The organism is Streptomyces sp. NPDC002088 (assembly GCF_040296605.1).
GTDB lineage: Bacteria > Actinomycetota > Actinomycetes > Streptomycetales > Streptomycetaceae > Streptomyces.
In genome coordinates, this window is the sequence record NZ_JBEOXO010000007.1 from 362,150 (window position 1) to 377,374 (window position 15,225).

The following is a 15,225-nucleotide window of genomic DNA, read 5'->3' on the forward strand; positions in this document are numbered from 1 at the left end:
GACAGCTCGGGCATGACAGCTCCGGGCATGGCAGAAGGGCCCGCACCCTCACGGGGGGTGCGGGCCCTTCCGCATGCTCAGCGTGCTCAGCGCGAGAGAGGCACCAGCCTCTCCGGCCCGTGCTGCGCCTCCGAGCGCAGCTTGGCCCGCAGGGTCAGTTCCGTGTGCGAGAGGGGGCCCGGCGCCGCCTTCGGCGGGACTCCCCGTACCGTCTCCCCGGCGGGCACCGGTGGTTCGTAGCGCGTGGGTGCGGTGCGCAGGGTGAGGGAGGTCGCGCCGACGATGGCGACCGTGAACGCGATCGCGGCCCGGGTCCAGAAGCGTGCCCTGCGTTCGCCGTTCACCCGCACGGTCGTCGGCTTGGCCGCCTGGAGACGTTCCGTGGAGGCCAGTTCGGTCAGCTGCCGGTGCAGGCCGGACGGCTCCGTGAGCTGCGGCAGGCGCGCCGCGACGGCCTCGCGCGCGTGCAGCAGCCGCTTCGCTGCCGCCCGTGTGCTTGCCTCCGTCTCCGCCGCGGTCTCCGGCAGACCGAGGCCGACACCGTCGTAGAGGAGGAGGGTGCGACGGTACGGCGGCGGGAGTTTGAGCAGTACGTCCAGCAGCGCGCGGTCGGTGGCGTCGGCGGGCGGCGGTTCGGGGTGCCGGTAGCGCAGGCGGAAGCGGTGCCAGGGGGAGAGCGCGTACTCGTACGCCGTCGCCCGCACCCAGCCCGCCGGGTCGCGGTCCCGGGCCACCTCGGGCCAGCGCTGCCAGGCGAGCTGGAAGGCCCGTTCGACGGACTCGCGTGCGAGCTCGCGGCGCCCGGTGAGCAGGTACGTCTGGCGTACGAGGGCGGGGGCGCAGAAGGCGTACAGCGCGTCGAAGGCCTGAGCGGGCGTCAGGGGGTCGGTCGTCCCAGGGGGCTGCGACGCCTCGGCGGCTGCCGACGCCTGCTTCTCCAGGCGTAGGGTCACTTCGGTGTCGCTCGCCGTATCCTGACCGGTCGTCATGCCGCTCCAGGGCTCGGCGAACGCGGCCAGCACCTTGGCGTACTCTTCCCGTTTCCGGCCCCGCGGAGCCGTGCGGCCGGCCTCCCATGCGCGCACCGTCTTCCGCGTGACGCCCACCCGTGCCGCGACCTGGTCCTGCGTCAGCGAGGCCTTCTCGCGCAGGCGTCGGCATTCCTCGGGCGGGGGGAGCGGGGGTGCAGGGCTCTGTGTCACAGGGTGCCCTTTCGTACGAAAAAGTACATAAACATATATTGAGTGACACGGCGGAAGTTCGCCTGTTACGACGGGAAAGCGCGTGTCGTTGGGAGCATGACGGTCGTGATCCAGATGACCGTTCGCCGACCGTCGTTGTCGCCCCTGCTCGCCCGGATGCGTGACCGTTCGCCCGGGCTGGCCGCCAGTCTCCTGGGTGGTGCCGTCGCCGCGGGGCTGGGGCTCGGCTCGTTCGCCGTGCTCGTGCTGGTGCTGTGGATCAGTTCGCCGTATCCCGACAGCGGGCCGGGGGGCGCCCTGCACGTCGCCGCCGCCCTGTGGCTGCTGGCGCACGGTGCCGAACTGGTCCGCACCGACACCCTCTCCGGCGTCCCGGCCCCCGTGGGCGTCACCCCCATGCTGCTGCTCGTGCTGCCGGTCTGGCTGGTGTACCGGGCGGCACGGGACGTGGCGGACGGCGGCGAAGACGTGGATACGGACGGGGACGCGGGGGACGTAAAGGGGAACCTGAACAGGAATGCACATGGGGACGTGGATGCGGATGTGGCCGCACCGCGGGTGGCCGCGTGCACGGCATGGGTGGGCGTCGTCCTCGGCTACCTCGCCGTCGGTGCGACCGCCGCCCTCTATGCCGCGGGCGGCGAGCTGCGGCCCTCGTGGGTGTGGACGGGGGCGTGTCTGCCGCTGGTCGCCGCGGTGGCGGCCGGGGCGGGGGTGTGGGCGGCGTACGGGCGGCCCGGCGACGCCGCGGACAGCGTGCTGGTCCTCCTGCCGGGTGCGCTGCGGCGGCTCGTTCTCGGGGTGGACGCCCGGGTGCGGCTGCGGGCCGTCGTACGGGCCGCCGGTGCCGGGACGGCGGTGTTCTTCGGCGGCGGCGCGCTGCTGGTGGGAGCGTCGCTGGTGTGGCACGGAGGGGCGGCGCGCGCGTCCTTCTGGCAGCTGACGGACGGCTGGTCCGGACGGTTCGCCGTCCTGTTCCTGTGCCTCGTGCTGCTCCCGAACGCGGTGGTGTGGGCGGCCGCGTACGCCGTCGGCCCCGGCTTCGCGCTGGGCGTCGGCCATGTGACGAGCCCCCTGTCCTCGGCCCCCGCCCCGCTGTTCCCGCCGTTCCCCCTGCTGGCGGCGGTACCGGACGCGGGCCCCGGCACACCGCTGAACTGGGCGTCCGTGGCGGTGCCGGTGGCAGCCGGGGTGACGGTGGGGTGGTTCGTCGGCGGAGCGGCTTCGGCGGTGAAGAAGGACGGGGCGGGGAAGGACGGGGTGGGGAAGCGGGGGGTGGGGGTCTGGTCGCGTGGGCGGACCTTCGCCTCCGCTGTGCTGGCGGCCCTGCTGTGCGCGGTGGCGCTGGCCGTGCTCGCCGCGCTGGCGGGCGGAGCGCTCGGCGTCGCCGCGCTCGCCCGCTTCGGGCCGGTGTGGTGGCAGGTGGGCGGGGCGACGCTGGTGTGGACGGTGGGTGCGGGGGTTCCGGTGGCGGTGGCGGTGCGGGAGTGGCGGTGCAGGGGCGGTCGGGGGGCGGGGCAGGAGTCGGAGATCGGCAGGCCGCGGGGGGAGGCATGTGGGGAGACGCCGGGGGAGACATCAGGGGAGGCGCCACTGGAGGGACCTTCCAGCGGGCGTCGGCGTGGGCTACGGATGCGGATGCCGGGGCGGGGGCGGGGCTCGAGTGGGCGAGGGACGATGCCGGGGAGCCGCCAGGACACCGGAAAGCACAGCGAGCACGAGAGCCTGTACGACCTCCTGCCCGCCGATCCTCCAGCCGTCGAGCCGACGCCCGAGCTCTGGTACGACGACACCTTTCGCGAGGCTCGCTGGTCGGCGCTGAGGGAGGTGTCCGGCTCGCCGGAGGACGTCCCTGGCGAGGCCCTTGGCGAGGCTCCTGGGCACTGACGTCGCCGAGGGGTGACTCGCCCCCGTCAGCTCGTTCCCAGCACTCCCCGCAGCTCCTCCGGCAGAAGCTGCTTGCAGGACTGTTTGGCCTCGTTGGTGAGGGCGTCGGTGGTGCAGGTGTAGTAATCGCGGTAGACGAGTTGCGCGGTGAAGCCCGCGGCGACCAGGGCGATGGCCAGGGACGCCGTGACCAGGCCGCTCACCGCGGCCGTGGTCTGGGGGCGGCTGCCGGTGTCGGTGGCGGGGGTGTTCGGGTCGCCGGTGCGGGGCTTGGTCCGCAGGGCGCTGATGCCCCAGTAGAGGGCCAGGGCGCCGAGCAGCAGGGCCACATAGGGCCAGCTGAAGAGGGCGAAGAAGAAGGCCCACATGCCGCACAGGAGGGCGTAGCGCGCACGGCGCTGGACCGGGTCCGTCGGGTCCCAGCGCATACCGGTGCCGGGGCCGCCGCCGGACGGTCCCTCGGGACCACCACCGTTGCCGTTGCCATTGCTGTTGCCACTGCCCGGGCGCTCGCCGAAGCCGCCCTGGGAGCGGCCGGGCTGCCGGTCGCTCCACTGGCTGCCCCACGGGGAGCCGCCGGAGCCGCCGTCGTCGCCCTCGCCGCCCGCCGGGCGTCGCGGCTGCCACGGCCGGTCGGGCGTGCCCTCCGGCGGCGGCGCGAACGGGTTGTCCTCCTGGGCCGGGCCGTTGCCGCCCTGCTCGCCGCCGTTCTTCCTGCCCGAGGATGCGTCGGGAGGCGAGGCGGGTTGCTCGCGCAGCAGCACGCCGCTGCGCACCACTCCCTGCGCCGACTGCGGGGGGAGCGTGAGGAGTCGCTGGCTGCGGTCCGGCATCAAGTGAGCGTCTTCCCCTTGGTGAATACGACTGGTATCGCGACGGGTCCTGCGTGAGCTGTCACGGTCCTGCGTGAGCTGTCACTTCGTGAACGCACCGCACACCGACCGCGTTCCCGAGCCCGCTCCTCCCAGACGCTACCTTCCGGCCACGCCCCCGTCCCGTGGGGGCCGCCTCGTGTGCCGGTATCGTTGCTGACGGTCGGCCGCTTCGTAGACTTCCCCGTATCCGGGGGCGCGAAGCATTCGTACGACCGTACAAACGCTTCCCCGAGAAAGGGCCCCACCGTGGCCGCCAAGCCCGTGGCCAAGCGCCTCGTCGTGCTGGTCTCCGGATCCGGCACCAATCTGCAGGCGCTCCTCGACGCCATCGCGACCGCCGGCACCGAGGCGTACGGAGCCGAGATCGTGGCCGTGGGCGCCGACCGCGAGGGCATCGAGGGGCTCGCGCGCGCCGAGCGTGCCGGGCTGCCGACCTTCGTCACGAAGGTGAAGGACTACGGCAGCCGGGAGGAGTGGGACACGGCCCTCGCCGAGGCCGTCTCCGCCTACGAGCCCGACCTGGTCGTGTCGGCCGGGTTCATGAAGATCGTGGGGAAGGCGTTCCTCGCCCGGTTCGGCGGGCGGTTCGTCAACACGCATCCCGCCCTGCTGCCCAGTTTTCCCGGAGCCCACGGTGTGCGCGACGCGCTCGCGTACGGCGCCAGGGTCACCGGCTGCACCGTCCACTTCGTCGACGACGGTGTCGACACCGGACCGATCATCGCTCAGGGCGTGGTGGAGATCCGGAACGAGGACGACGAGAGCGCTCTGCACGAGCGCATCAAGGAAGTCGAGCGAAGGCTGCTCGTCGATGTCGTGGGGCGGCTCGCCCGCAACGGCTATCGCATTGAGGGACGAAAGGTAGTTATCCAGTGACCGCCACCGCCGAGAGCAACAAGCGAGCCATCCGTCGCGCGCTCGTCAGCGTCTACGACAAGACCGGGCTCGAGGAGCTCGCGCGCGGGCTCCAGGAGGCCGGTGTCGAGCTCGTCTCCACCGGGTCCACGGCCGCCCGTATCGCCGACGCCGGCGTTCCCGTCACCAAGGTGGAGGAGCTCACCGGCTTCCCCGAGTGCCTGGACGGCCGGGTCAAGACCCTGCACCCCAAGGTCCACGCGGGCATCCTTGCCGACCTGCGGCTGGACAGCCACCGTGAGCAGCTCGCCGAGCTGGGTGTCGAGCCGTTCGACCTCGTCGTCGTCAACCTCTACCCGTTCCGCGAGACCGTCGCCTCGGGCGCCTCCCCCGACGAGTGCGTCGAGCAGATCGACATCGGCGGTCCGTCGATGGTGCGTGCCGCCGCCAAGAACCACCCGTCGGTCGCCGTGGTCACCAGTCCGGCCCGGTACGCCGACGTCCTCGCCGCGGTCAAGGACGGCGGCTTCGACCTCGCCGCCCGCAAGCGGCTGGCCGCCGAGGCCTTCCAGCACACGGCGTCGTACGACATCGCGGTCGCGGGCTGGTTCGCCGGCTCCTACGCCCCCGTCGACGACTCGCAGTTCCCCGATTTCCTCGGCGCCACCCTGGAGCGCAAGAGCACGCTGCGCTACGGCGAGAACCCGCACCAGCCGGCCGCGCTCTACGTCGACGGCACGGGCGCCGGCCTCGCCGAGGCCGAGCAGCTGCACGGCAAAGAGATGTCGTACAACAACTACACGGACACGGACGCCGCCCGCCGTGCCGCGTACGACCACGCCGAGCCGGCCGTCGCGATCATCAAGCACGCCAACCCCTGCGGCATCGCGATCGGCGCGGACGTCGCCGAGGCGCACCGCAAGGCGCACGCCTGCGACCCGCTGTCCGCGTTCGGCGGCGTCATCGCCGTCAACCGGCCGGTCAGCAAGGAGATGGCGGAGCAGGTCGCCGAGATCTTCACCGAGGTCATCGTCGCGCCCGACTACGAGGAGGGCGCCCTGGAGGCCCTCGCCAAGAAGAAGAACATCCGGGTGCTGAAGGCCCCGACCGCGCCCTCGCACCCCGCCGAGGTCAAGCCCATCGACGGCGGCGCACTGCTCCAGGTGACCGACCGCCTCCAGGGCGAGGGCGACGACCCCGCCAACTGGACGCTGGCGACCGGTGAGGCGCTCACCGCGGACGAGCTTGCCGAGCTCTCCTTCGCCTGGAAGGCCTGCCGGGCCGTGAAGTCCAACGCCATCCTGCTCGCCAAGGACGGCGCCTCGGTCGGCGTCGGCATGGGCCAGGTCAACCGGGTCGACTCCGCGAAGCTGGCTGTGGAGCGGGCCGGCGAGGAGCGGGCGCGCGGCTCGTACGCCGCCTCCGACGCCTTCTTCCCGTTCCCCGACGGCCTGGAGATCCTCACCGCGGCCGGCGTCAAGGCCGTGGTCCAGCCCGGCGGATCGGTCCGTGACGAGCTGGTCGTGGAGGCCGCTAAGAAGGCGGGCGTCACGATGTACTTCACCGGGACGCGGCACTTCTTCCACTGATCGCCTGATCGCTCGGCCGCCTCGCCCGAAGACACCAGGGCCGTGTCTCCCCCTCCACGGGGGTGAGACACGGCCCTCGGGTGTTGCTGGTGCGAATCTTCGGCCGCGTCCGGTCCGTTCAGTACCGCGGGCGGTTGAACCAGGCCGAGCCCGACGGGGCGATCATCGCCGCCGCCATGATGCCGCCGAAGCCGATCCACAGCAGCGCCCACACCAGGGCGGCCGAGGAGCTGGCGTCGGCCGCGCCGATCAGGATGAGGACGCCGAAGAGGGCGCCCAGGATGCCGTAGATCATGGTGGTGATGCGGATGCCCTGGCCGCCGCGGGAGAACTTCACGCCCAGGGTGATCGACAGTCCCGCGAGGGCCAGGAAGAGCACGGCGACGACGAAGATGATGCCGGCCGAGGCGTGGCCGATGTCGGAGAAGTCGTTGCTGCCGAAGGCGTCCTCGCCCGAGTTGGAGGCGTCGTTGATCGTCGCGGCGCCGAAGATGGCGAAGATGCCGATGAGGATCTGGACGGCCGCCACGATGTAGAGCAGGACCCGCGCGGTCACCATCAGACCGGGCATCGACTGCGGCAGCATGTTCGCCCCGGCGTAGCCGGGGTACGCCGGCTGCTGCGGATAGCCATAGCCCTGCGGCGGTACGCCGGGCGGCTGCTGCGGGTATCCGTAGCCGGGAGCGGCCGGCGGCTGCTGGGGCGGCTGCCCGTAGGGGTTGTTCGGGTCGCCGAAACTCATGGCGGTCCTTCCTCCGTGTTGCCCAAGTGCGGGGACGACGCGCGGCACGGTTCGGAGGAAAGTTCTACAGATGCGGTCCGTCCCCCCGGTACTGCCCGCGGCACTGTGCTGCTCATCGTTCTTTAGTCTCCGCTTACTTGTCCAGCCGCATTCCGCATGTGTTGTGCAAGTGCAACATCGCCGATCATGGGGTGAAACGGGCCGGGCGGCGTGGCTGTGGACCCGGATTGGAACCAGGGGGTGGTCATCCGGGAGGATGGGGTCATGACCGCCCAGATTCTCGATGGCAAGGCCACCGCAGCCGCGATCAAGTCCGATCTGACCGCCCGCGTGGCGGCGCTGAAGGAGAAGGGCGTCACGCCCGGCCTCGGCACGATCCTCGTCGGAGACGACCCCGGCAGCCAGAAGTACGTCGCCGGCAAGCACCGCGACTGCGCCCAGGTCGGTATCGCCTCCATCCAGCGCGAGCTGCCCGCCACGGCGACGCAGGAGGAGATCGAGGCGGTCGTCCGGGAGCTGAACGAGGACCCGGCGTGCACCGGTTACATCGTCCAGCTGCCGCTACCCAAGGGCATCGACGAGAACCGCATCCTCGAACTGATGGACCCGCACAAGGACGCCGACGGCCTCCACCCGACGAACCTCGGCCGGCTGGTCCTCAACGAGCCCGCGCCGCTGCCCTGCACCCCCAACGGTGTGCTGACCCTGCTGCGCCGCTACGGCGTGGAGACCAAGGGCGCCGAGGTCGTGGTCGTCGGCCGGGGCGTCACCATCGGGCGTTCGATGCCGCTGCTGCTGACGCGGCGCAGCGAGAACGCGACGGTGACCCAGTGCCACACCGGCACCCGTGATCTGTCCGCCCACCTCAAGCGCGCCGACATCATCGTCGCCGCGGCCGGTTTCGCGCACCTGATCCGCCCCGAGGACGTCAAGCCGGGCGCCGCCGTTCTCGACGTCGGCGTCTCGCGCAACGCCGAGGGCAAGATCGTCGGGGACGTCCACCCGGGCGTCGCCGAGGTCGCCGGCTGGATCTCCCCGAACCCCGGCGGCGTCGGCCCGATGACCCGCGCCCAGCTGCTCGTCAACGTGGTCGAGGCGGCGGAGCGCAGTGTCGGCTGAGGCGGAGGGCACCCCGCGGGAGTCCGCGCTGGACACCGCGGAGGATGACGTGCGGGGCGACAAGCGGGGCGACCAGCAGGGTGAGGCGCACGGCGACGCGCACGGCGATGCGCACGGCGACGAGGAACTCACCGTCCGCGATCCGGTCAGCGCGCCCGACGCCGAGGGGACGCCGAGGCGCACCACGCGCCGGTTCCCGCTGTTCACCAAGGACACCGCGCGCCCCGAGGGCGGCGGCCGGGCCGCCGCCGGCGACGCCCCGGCGCCCGCCAGACAGTGGCCGATCCTCGCTGTGCTGATCGTGGTCGCGCTCGGCCTGCTGCTGACGGCGCTGGACCTGTTCCGGGTCGGGACGATACTGATCGGCGTCGCCCTGCTCGGCGGAGCCGTCATGCGCTGGATACTGCCCGGCGTCGGCATGCTCGCGGTGCGCTCCCGCTTCACGGACATCACCACCTACGGCGTGCTGGGCCTCGCCATCGTGCTGCTGGCGCTGATGGCACAGCCGAACCCCTGGCTGGTGATCCCGTTCCTGAAGGGCGCGCTGCACTTCACCGTCAGCAGCTGAGCGGCCCCGAGGCCTCGTTTCCCGTACGGCGGTCCGTCCTCACCCCCGATGAAGGACGGACCGCCGTACGGGAACCACCCTCCCCCGCCATGAACGTGCTGTTCAACGGCTGTCTGTGCGCTGTGGCACGGAAGTGACCGTTCCGGTACGAGGGTGCGTCCGGGAACCGATGCGCCGTCCCGCTATCTCAACGCCGTACAGCCCCCGCCGCGGCACGCCGTGACCGCGCTCTGCCGCGTCGCGGGACTGGACGGTCCGGACGCCGAACGCTTCGGTGTGCGCTGGGAACTGGCGGTCGAGGCCTGGCCCCGCCCGGCGGCGGAGCCCGCGCAGGGGGCGGGCGGCGAGGCGTACGAGGACGACCCGACCGTTCCGTGGTGGGAGCGTCCGGAGGAGGAACCGCCGTCCCGGCCGCCCGGACGCCTGCTGCTGTACGCCGTCCTGCTGCTGCTCGTTCTGCTGCTCACCGCCGTCGTCGGTGCCGTGGTGGCTGGGTGACTTGAACGCCCCTGGGGCGGGCGAGGTCACGGGTGTGTCCCCGTTGTGTCGATGAATTGACAAGTTCGGGAAGTATCCCGAATCGGCTGTACAGCGCGGCTAACGTGTCCAATCGGGACGGTCCGGGACGTCCCGAGGTCAGCCAGGCGTGCAATGGTGCATGCCCACGGGCCCGAATGCTCCCGTGCGCCCCCACCCCGGGAACTGAGGGCCTTACTGGGCGCATCTCTGTGGGTAGCCAGAACGGGGACTTGGGGGCAGGGCGTCACGCACGGGGAACGACCGGCACGTACCGGGGGGAAGAGGGGGGTTCAATGCCTCGTTGGAGGGCCTTACCGGATGAACTCGATCCGCAGGTGCGGGAGTTCTCCAGTCAGCTGCGCCGACTGGTGGACCGCAGCGGTTTGAGCATCGCGGCGGTGGCCGACCGCACGGGCTACAGCAAGACGTCCTGGGAGCGTTACCTCAACGGCCGGCTCCTCGCGCCCAAGGGCGCGATCGTCGCCCTGGCCGAGGTCACCGGCACCAATCCGATCCATCTGACCACGATGTGGGAGCTCGCCGAACGCGCCTGGAGCCGTTCGGAGATGCGCCACGACATGACCATGGAGGCGATCCGCATCTCCCAGGCGCGCGCCGCGCTGGGGGAGTTCGGTGCGCCGCCCGCGAACACCAAGCCGGGCAAGGCTGCCCGTAAGAGCGGCAGCGCCACGGTGGTCCCCGGGATCGCGGGGCCCGCGGGCGTCGCCCCGACGGTGCCGCCGCAGCCGACGGCACCCGACGCCGACGCCCGGGAGCGGGACGCCTCCTCACGGAGCGGATCCGGTTCCGCCACGGGTTCCGGATCCAAGTCCGAATCCAGGTCCGCTTCTGGGCCCGGTTCCGGCTCCTCGGGCGGCAACTCGTGGGGGCTGGCGGGGTACACGGGTTCGTCGCCGGCATCCGCGCCGGGAACGCCGGGTCCGGATCCGGTTCCGACGCCGACTGCGAGTCCCTACGGCGAACCGCCACAGGGTGCCGGGCCGGGTGCCGGTGCGTCGGCGGACGGCTCCGGCTCCTCGCGCGGAAAGCGGCGGGCGACGATGTTCCTCGCGGGTGCCGTCGGTGCCCTCGCCGTCGTGTCCGCGGTGTTCTTCTTCGCCAACGGCGGCGACAAGAAGAGCGAGGGGGCGACCGGCTCGCCCTCGTCGTCCGCCAGCACCGCCCTCGATCTGCCCGCCGGGGTGAAGTGCGGCGGCGCCGGCTGCACCGGCAAGGACGCGGAGAGCATGGGCTGCAGCGGCGACCTGGTGACCACCGCCAAGACCGCCACCGTCGGCACGACCGTCGTCGAGGTCCGCTACAGCGAGACCTGCGGGGCGGCGTGGGGGCGCATCACGCAGGCCGCACAGGGGGATGCGGTCCAGGTGAGCGTCGGTACGGCCAAGCAGTCCGGGAACATCACGACGGCCGGGGACACCATCGCGTACACGCCGATGGTGGCCGTGAAGGACGCGGGCGAGGCGACGGCGTGCGCGACGCTGGCGTCCGGGCGGAAGGGGTGCACCCAGTAGGCGCTGGCAGGCGTCGAAACAAATTGGCGTGAGGCAGGCATGGCCGCCGACATCCGGGGCAGGCGCACGTTACCCCCACGGGAGTCCGGCAATCCGGTACCCCCACGGCGGCCGCCTGTGTCCCCCTCTCCCGGACCGGCGGCCGCCTCCTTTTGCCCCGTCGGCGTCACTCTGTGGGGCGGGCCACACGGGCCCGCGCATCCGGGATCTCGGATGCGCGATAGCCTGATCGCTGGATCTCTCTTGACGCCAAGAGATCGATCATTCGGTGATCGATCATCGTGGCCGGCGCCGGTCACGAGTCGGCGGCGGGGATCCCGAACCCCCGGGGCAGGGACGCCCCACCGCCAGCTGTCATACGGAGAACGCCATGACCCGCACTCCCGTGAACGTCACCGTCACCGGCGCGGCCGGCCAGATCGGTTACGCCCTCCTCTTCCGCATCGCCTCCGGCCAGCTGCTCGGCGCGGACGTGCCGGTCAAGCTGCGTCTCCTGGAGATCACGCCCGCGCTGAAGGCCGCCGAGGGCACGGCCATGGAGCTGGACGACTGCGCATTCCCGCTCCTGCAGGGCATCGACATCTCGGACGACCCGAACGTCGCCTTCGACGGCGCCAACGTCGCCCTCCTCGTGGGCGCCCGCCCGCGCACCAAGGGCATGGAGCGCGGTGACCTGCTCTCCGCCAACGGCGGCATCTTCAAGCCGCAGGGCAAGGCCATCAACGACAACGCCGCGGACGACATCAAGGTCCTCGTCGTCGGCAACCCGGCCAACACCAACGCGCTCATCGCGCAGGCCGCCGCCCCGGACGTACCGGCCGAGCGCTTCACCGCGATGACCCGTCTGGACCACAACCGCGCGCTGACCCAGCTCGCGAAGAAGACGGGCTCGACGGTCGCCGACATCAAGCGCCTGACCATCTGGGGCAACCACTCCGCCACCCAGTACCCCGACATCTTCCACGCCACGGTCGCCGGCAAGAACGCCGCCGAGACCGTGAACGACGAGAAGTGGCTGGCCGAGGACTTCATCCCGACCGTCGCCAAGCGCGGCGCGGCGATCATCGAGGCCCGTGGCGCGTCCTCCGCGGCCTCCGCCGCCAACGCCGCCATCGACCACGTGTACACGTGGGTCAACGGCACCGCCGAGGGCGACTGGACCTCCATGGGCATCCCGTCGGACGGCTCCTACGGCGTCCCGGAGGGCCTGATCTCCTCCTTCCCGGTCACCACCAAGGACGGCAAGTACGAGATCGTCCAGGGCCTGGACATCAACGAGTTCTCCCGCGCCCGCATCGACGCCTCCGTCAAGGAGCTCGAGGAGGAGCGCGACGCGGTCCGAGGCCTCGGTCTCATCTGAGTCTTCCGAGCCTTCTGAGCCTGCTGAGCCTTCGCGGTTCTGTCACGGCCCTGCACAGGCCCCGTTCCGGTTCCGACCGGAACGGGGCCTGTGGCCGTTTTCGCCGCTACCGTCGGAAGCGGTACCCGGCAGGGCATTCGGGGGGTTCGCGATGGGCGGATTCGGATGGGACGGCCACAGCTCCGACTCGGGGTCGGAGCACGAGCCGAGCGAGGAGAGCGGCCGCGCGACCTGGGCCGCCGAGGAGGGCTCCACCCCGCCGTGGGCCTCGGCGGAGACACAGACCGGCGGGACGCTCCCACCGCCGTGGGCCCCGCCGCCGACGGGGGCCGGCGGAGCACCTCCGCCGCCGTGGGCCCCGCCGCCGACAAGGGGCGGCGGAACGTCTCAGTCGCCGTGGGCCCCGTCGCCGACCGAGATCGGCGGAGCACTCCCGCCGCCGTGGGCCCCGCCGCCGACCAGGACCGGCGGAGCACTCCCGCCGCCCTGGGCGCCCGCGCCCATGTACGCACCCGCGCCCGCCCCCGCTCGTTCTCACGGGGCCGCCCGTCTGCTGCTCGTCCTCACCGCCACCGTCGTCCTCGGCGCGGGCACCGGAGCCGGGGTCTGGTACCTCGCGCGTGACCACTCCAGCGCGACCGGAACCACCCCGCACGCGAGCGTCAGCGTGACCTCGTCGCCCCCGGCTGTCACCCCGTCGGCGTCGGCGCCCGTCTCCCCGTCCGCGTCGGCCGCCCCGGGCTACCGCACGGCCCGCGACCCGATCGGCTACACCATCGCCGTTCCCGAGGGCTGGACCCGCAGACAGAAGCAGGGTGAGAAGGCCCCGGTCGTCTACTACGACTCCCCGGACGACGGCCGCCAACTCCAGATCTTCGCGCTCGCCGAGCGCACCCCGGCCGAGTCCCTGGACCTCGCCGAGAACGACCCCGGCTACGGCTTCGCACGCCAGCCCGGCTACCGGGCCCTCGTCCGCAGGTCCGACACCACCTGGTCCGAGCTGACCTACCGTTACGACGACGCGGACAACGGCCCCCGCCAGGTGATCGACCACCGCTTCCGGGCGGCCGACGGCACCCTCTACGCGATCCGCGTCAGCGGCCCCGAGGACCTGGCCCGCGCCCTGGTCCGCGAACCGCTCACCACGGCAGTGGCCTCCTTCTGCCCGCCGGGCAGGGAGTGCGGGTAGGTCCCGGCGGGACACCGTCGCTCGCATGGCGCGCCCCACCTTCCGCCCCGCCTTCCGCCCCGCCTTCCGCCCCGCCTTTCGCCCCCGTTTGTCCGAATAGTCAGTGACTCGGCGCACTTTCGGCCACTCATTGCGCATGCGACCGGAGGCCGAGGGCATGCGCTCATGGTCCCGGTGAGTGGCATCCATGTCACACAGGGGCGCTGAACAGGAACGGAAGGCAACACCGATCATGGTCGACAGAACGGAACTCCAGGCGCGCAGGACCATCCACGCGGGAGGGGAATGGCTTGAAGCCGTCTCCGGCGCCACGCGCGAGATCCTCGACCCCGCGGACGCCCGGCCCTTCGCCGTGGTCGCCGAGGGCGACGAGAAGGACACCGACCTGGCCGTGGCGGCCGCCCGCGCCGCCTTCGGCGGCGGCCAGGGGGAGTGGCCCCGCACCCCCGTCGCCGAGCGCGCCGCGCTGCTGCGCCGCGTCGCCGGTCTCCTCGTGCGCGACCGCGAGGCGCTCGGGCTCCTGGAGAGCCGGGACGCGGGCAAGACCCTGGAGGAGGGCCGGGTCGACATCGACTGTGTCGCCGACGCCTTCCGGTACTTCGCCGACCTCGTCGCCGCGGAGGCCCCCGGCCGCGTCGTCGACGCGGGCTCGCCCGACATCCACAGCGTCGTCGTACACGAACCCGTCGGCGTGTGCGCGCTGATCACGCCCTGGAACTACCCCCTTCTCCAGGCCAGTTGGAAGGTCGCCCCCGCCCTCGCGGCCGGCAACACCTTCGTGATCAAGCCGAGTGAGATCACCCCGCTCACCACCGTCGCCCTCATCGATCTGCTCACCGAGGCCGGGCTGCCCGCAGGTGTCGCCAACCTCGTCACCGGGCCCGGCCATTCGGTCGGCGCCCGTCTCGCCGAACACCCCGACGTCGACCTCGTCTCCTTCACCGGCGGTCTCATCAGCGGCACGAAGGTCGCCCGGGCCGCCGCCCCGACCGTGAAGAAGGTCGCCCTCGAACTCGGCGGCAAGAACCCCAACGTCGTCTTCGCCGACGCCTGCGCCACCGACGAGGCCTTCGACACCGCCGTCGACCAGGCCCTCAACGCCGCCTTCATCCACAGCGGCCAGGTCTGCTCGGCCGGCGCCCGCCTCATCGTGGAGGAGACCGTCCGTGAGCGCTTCGTCGCCGAACTCGCCCGCAGGGCAAGCCGGATCCGCCTCGGCCGCGGCACCGAGGCCGGCGTCGAGTGCGGCCCGCTCGTCTCCGAGCAACAGCGCGCCAAGGTCGAGGCGTACGTCGACTCCGCGCTCGCCGAGGGCGCGGTGCTGCGCACCGGCGGCAGGCGACCGGAACCCGGCGAGACCAGGCCGGCCACCGGCTACTTCTACGAGCCGACGGTCCTCGACCAGTGCCACCGCGAGATGAGGGTCGTACGGGAGGAGGTCTTCGGGCCGGTCCTCACCGTCGAGACCTTCCGCACCGAGGACGAGGCGATCGCCCTCGCCAACGACACCGAGTACGGCCTCGCCAGCGCCGTCTGGACCGCCGATGCCGGACGCGCCCGCCGGGTCGCGGGCCGGCTGCGCCACGGCACCGTCTGGATCAACGACTTCCACCCCTACCTCCCGCAGGCGGAGTGGGGCGGCTTCGGCAAGAGCGGAGTGGGCCGCGAGCTCGGCCCCGCCGGACTCGCCGAGTACCGCGAGACCAAGCACGTCTACCAGAACCTCGCACCGCGCCCGGTGCGCTGGTTCACCGGCTGAGTTCCCCCCGACTCGCCCAAGCCCCCCAC

At 72.2% G+C, this 15,225-nt stretch carries 13 protein-coding genes; 10 read left to right on the plus strand and 3 right to left on the minus strand.

Features of this window, described 5'->3' with window-relative positions:
• Positions 1-86: 86 nt before the first annotated feature.
• Positions 87-1,202 (minus strand): helix-turn-helix domain-containing protein, encoded by a 1,116-nt coding sequence (locus ABT114_RS18145; RefSeq protein ID WP_351143596.1) that lies wholly within the window; start codon positions 1,200-1,202, stop codon positions 87-89.
• 96 nt (positions 1,203-1,298) lie between these two features.
• Between ABT114_RS18145 and ABT114_RS18150 the strand changes: the two genes are divergently transcribed.
• Positions 1,299-3,089 carry a cell division protein PerM gene (locus ABT114_RS18150; RefSeq protein ID WP_351143598.1) on the plus strand — a complete coding sequence of 597 codons (1,791 nt, stop codon included), beginning with the start codon at positions 1,299-1,301 and terminating at the stop codon, positions 3,087-3,089.
• 26 nt (positions 3,090-3,115) lie between these two features.
• Here ABT114_RS18150 and ABT114_RS18155 read toward each other — a convergent pair whose 3' ends face one another.
• A complete protein-coding gene (locus ABT114_RS18155) occupies positions 3,116-3,922 on the minus strand; it encodes a hypothetical protein (protein ID WP_351143600.1) in 807 nt (268 codons plus the stop codon).
• 288 nt (positions 3,923-4,210) lie between these two features.
• Here ABT114_RS18155 and purN point away from each other — a divergent pair, with 288 nt between their 5' ends.
• A complete protein-coding gene (gene purN / locus ABT114_RS18160; RefSeq protein WP_351143602.1) occupies positions 4,211-4,840 on the plus strand; it encodes a phosphoribosylglycinamide formyltransferase in 630 nt (209 codons plus the stop codon).
• Positions 4,837-6,408: a bifunctional phosphoribosylaminoimidazolecarboxamide formyltransferase/IMP cyclohydrolase gene (gene purH / locus ABT114_RS18165; RefSeq protein ID WP_351143604.1), complete on the plus strand. Its 1,572-nt coding sequence runs from the start codon at positions 4,837-4,839 to the stop codon at positions 6,406-6,408. Before purN ends, purH begins: the two co-directional genes overlap by 4 nt.
• A gap of 118 nt (positions 6,409-6,526) precedes the next feature.
• Here the strand turns inward: purH and ABT114_RS18170 are convergent, their stop codons facing one another.
• Positions 6,527-7,150: a hypothetical protein gene (locus ABT114_RS18170; RefSeq protein ID WP_351143606.1), complete on the minus strand. Its 624-nt coding sequence runs from the start codon at positions 7,148-7,150 to the stop codon at positions 6,527-6,529.
• A gap of 264 nt (positions 7,151-7,414) precedes the next feature.
• Here ABT114_RS18170 and ABT114_RS18175 point away from each other — a divergent pair, with 264 nt between their 5' ends.
• The 7 genes from ABT114_RS18175 (at position 7,415) to ABT114_RS18205 (ending at position 15,196) form a co-directional block, all read left to right on the plus strand.
• Complete coding sequence (locus ABT114_RS18175; protein WP_351143608.1) at positions 7,415-8,269, plus strand: bifunctional methylenetetrahydrofolate dehydrogenase/methenyltetrahydrofolate cyclohydrolase; 855 nt, start codon at positions 7,415-7,417, stop codon at positions 8,267-8,269.
• Between the two features lie 28 nt (positions 8,270-8,297).
• On the plus strand, positions 8,298-8,837 hold the full coding sequence (locus tag ABT114_RS18180; protein ID WP_502988339.1) for a DUF3017 domain-containing protein: 540 nt from the start codon (positions 8,298-8,300) through the stop codon (positions 8,835-8,837).
• Between the two features lie 153 nt (positions 8,838-8,990).
• Positions 8,991-9,335, plus strand: coding sequence for a hypothetical protein (locus ABT114_RS18185; protein WP_502988338.1), 345 nt, complete (start codon positions 8,991-8,993; stop codon positions 9,333-9,335).
• A gap of 314 nt (positions 9,336-9,649) precedes the next feature.
• A complete protein-coding gene (locus ABT114_RS18190) occupies positions 9,650-10,888 on the plus strand; it encodes a helix-turn-helix domain-containing protein (protein ID WP_351143612.1) in 1,239 nt (412 codons plus the stop codon).
• A 370-nt stretch (positions 10,889-11,258) separates the two neighbouring features.
• The gene (locus ABT114_RS18195; RefSeq protein ID WP_351143614.1) at positions 11,259-12,248 is read left to right on the plus strand and encodes a malate dehydrogenase; all 990 of its coding nucleotides are present in this window, start codon (positions 11,259-11,261) and stop codon (positions 12,246-12,248) included.
• 151 nt (positions 12,249-12,399) lie between these two features.
• On the plus strand, positions 12,400-13,437 hold the full coding sequence (locus tag ABT114_RS18200) for a serine/threonine kinase C-terminal domain-containing protein (RefSeq protein ID WP_351143616.1): 1,038 nt from the start codon (positions 12,400-12,402) through the stop codon (positions 13,435-13,437).
• A 232-nt stretch (positions 13,438-13,669) separates the two neighbouring features.
• A complete protein-coding gene (locus ABT114_RS18205; protein ID WP_351143618.1) occupies positions 13,670-15,196 on the plus strand; it encodes an aldehyde dehydrogenase family protein in 1,527 nt (508 codons plus the stop codon).
• Positions 15,197-15,225 lie beyond the last annotated feature (29 nt).

Excerpts from the sequence above, each read along its gene's own strand:
- ABT114_RS18150 (WP_351143598.1), top strand. The coding sequence starts at position 1,299 with ATGACGGTCGTGATCCAGATGACCGTTCGCCGACCGTCGTTGTCGCCC.
- ABT114_RS18155 (WP_351143600.1), bottom strand. The coding sequence starts at position 3,922 with ATGCCGGACCGCAGCCAGCGACTCCTCACGCTCCCCCCGCAGTCGGCG.
- ABT114_RS18170 (WP_351143606.1), bottom strand. The coding sequence starts at position 7,150 with ATGAGTTTCGGCGACCCGAACAACCCCTACGGGCAGCCGCCCCAGCAG.
- ABT114_RS18175 (WP_351143608.1), top strand. The coding sequence starts at position 7,415 with ATGACCGCCCAGATTCTCGATGGCAAGGCCACCGCAGCCGCGATCAAG.
- ABT114_RS18190 (WP_351143612.1), top strand. The coding sequence starts at position 9,650 with ATGCCTCGTTGGAGGGCCTTACCGGATGAACTCGATCCGCAGGTGCGG.
- ABT114_RS18195 (WP_351143614.1), top strand. The coding sequence starts at position 11,259 with ATGACCCGCACTCCCGTGAACGTCACCGTCACCGGCGCGGCCGGCCAG.
- ABT114_RS18200 (WP_351143616.1), top strand. The coding sequence starts at position 12,400 with ATGGGCGGATTCGGATGGGACGGCCACAGCTCCGACTCGGGGTCGGAG.
- ABT114_RS18205 (WP_351143618.1), top strand. The coding sequence starts at position 13,670 with ATGGTCGACAGAACGGAACTCCAGGCGCGCAGGACCATCCACGCGGGA.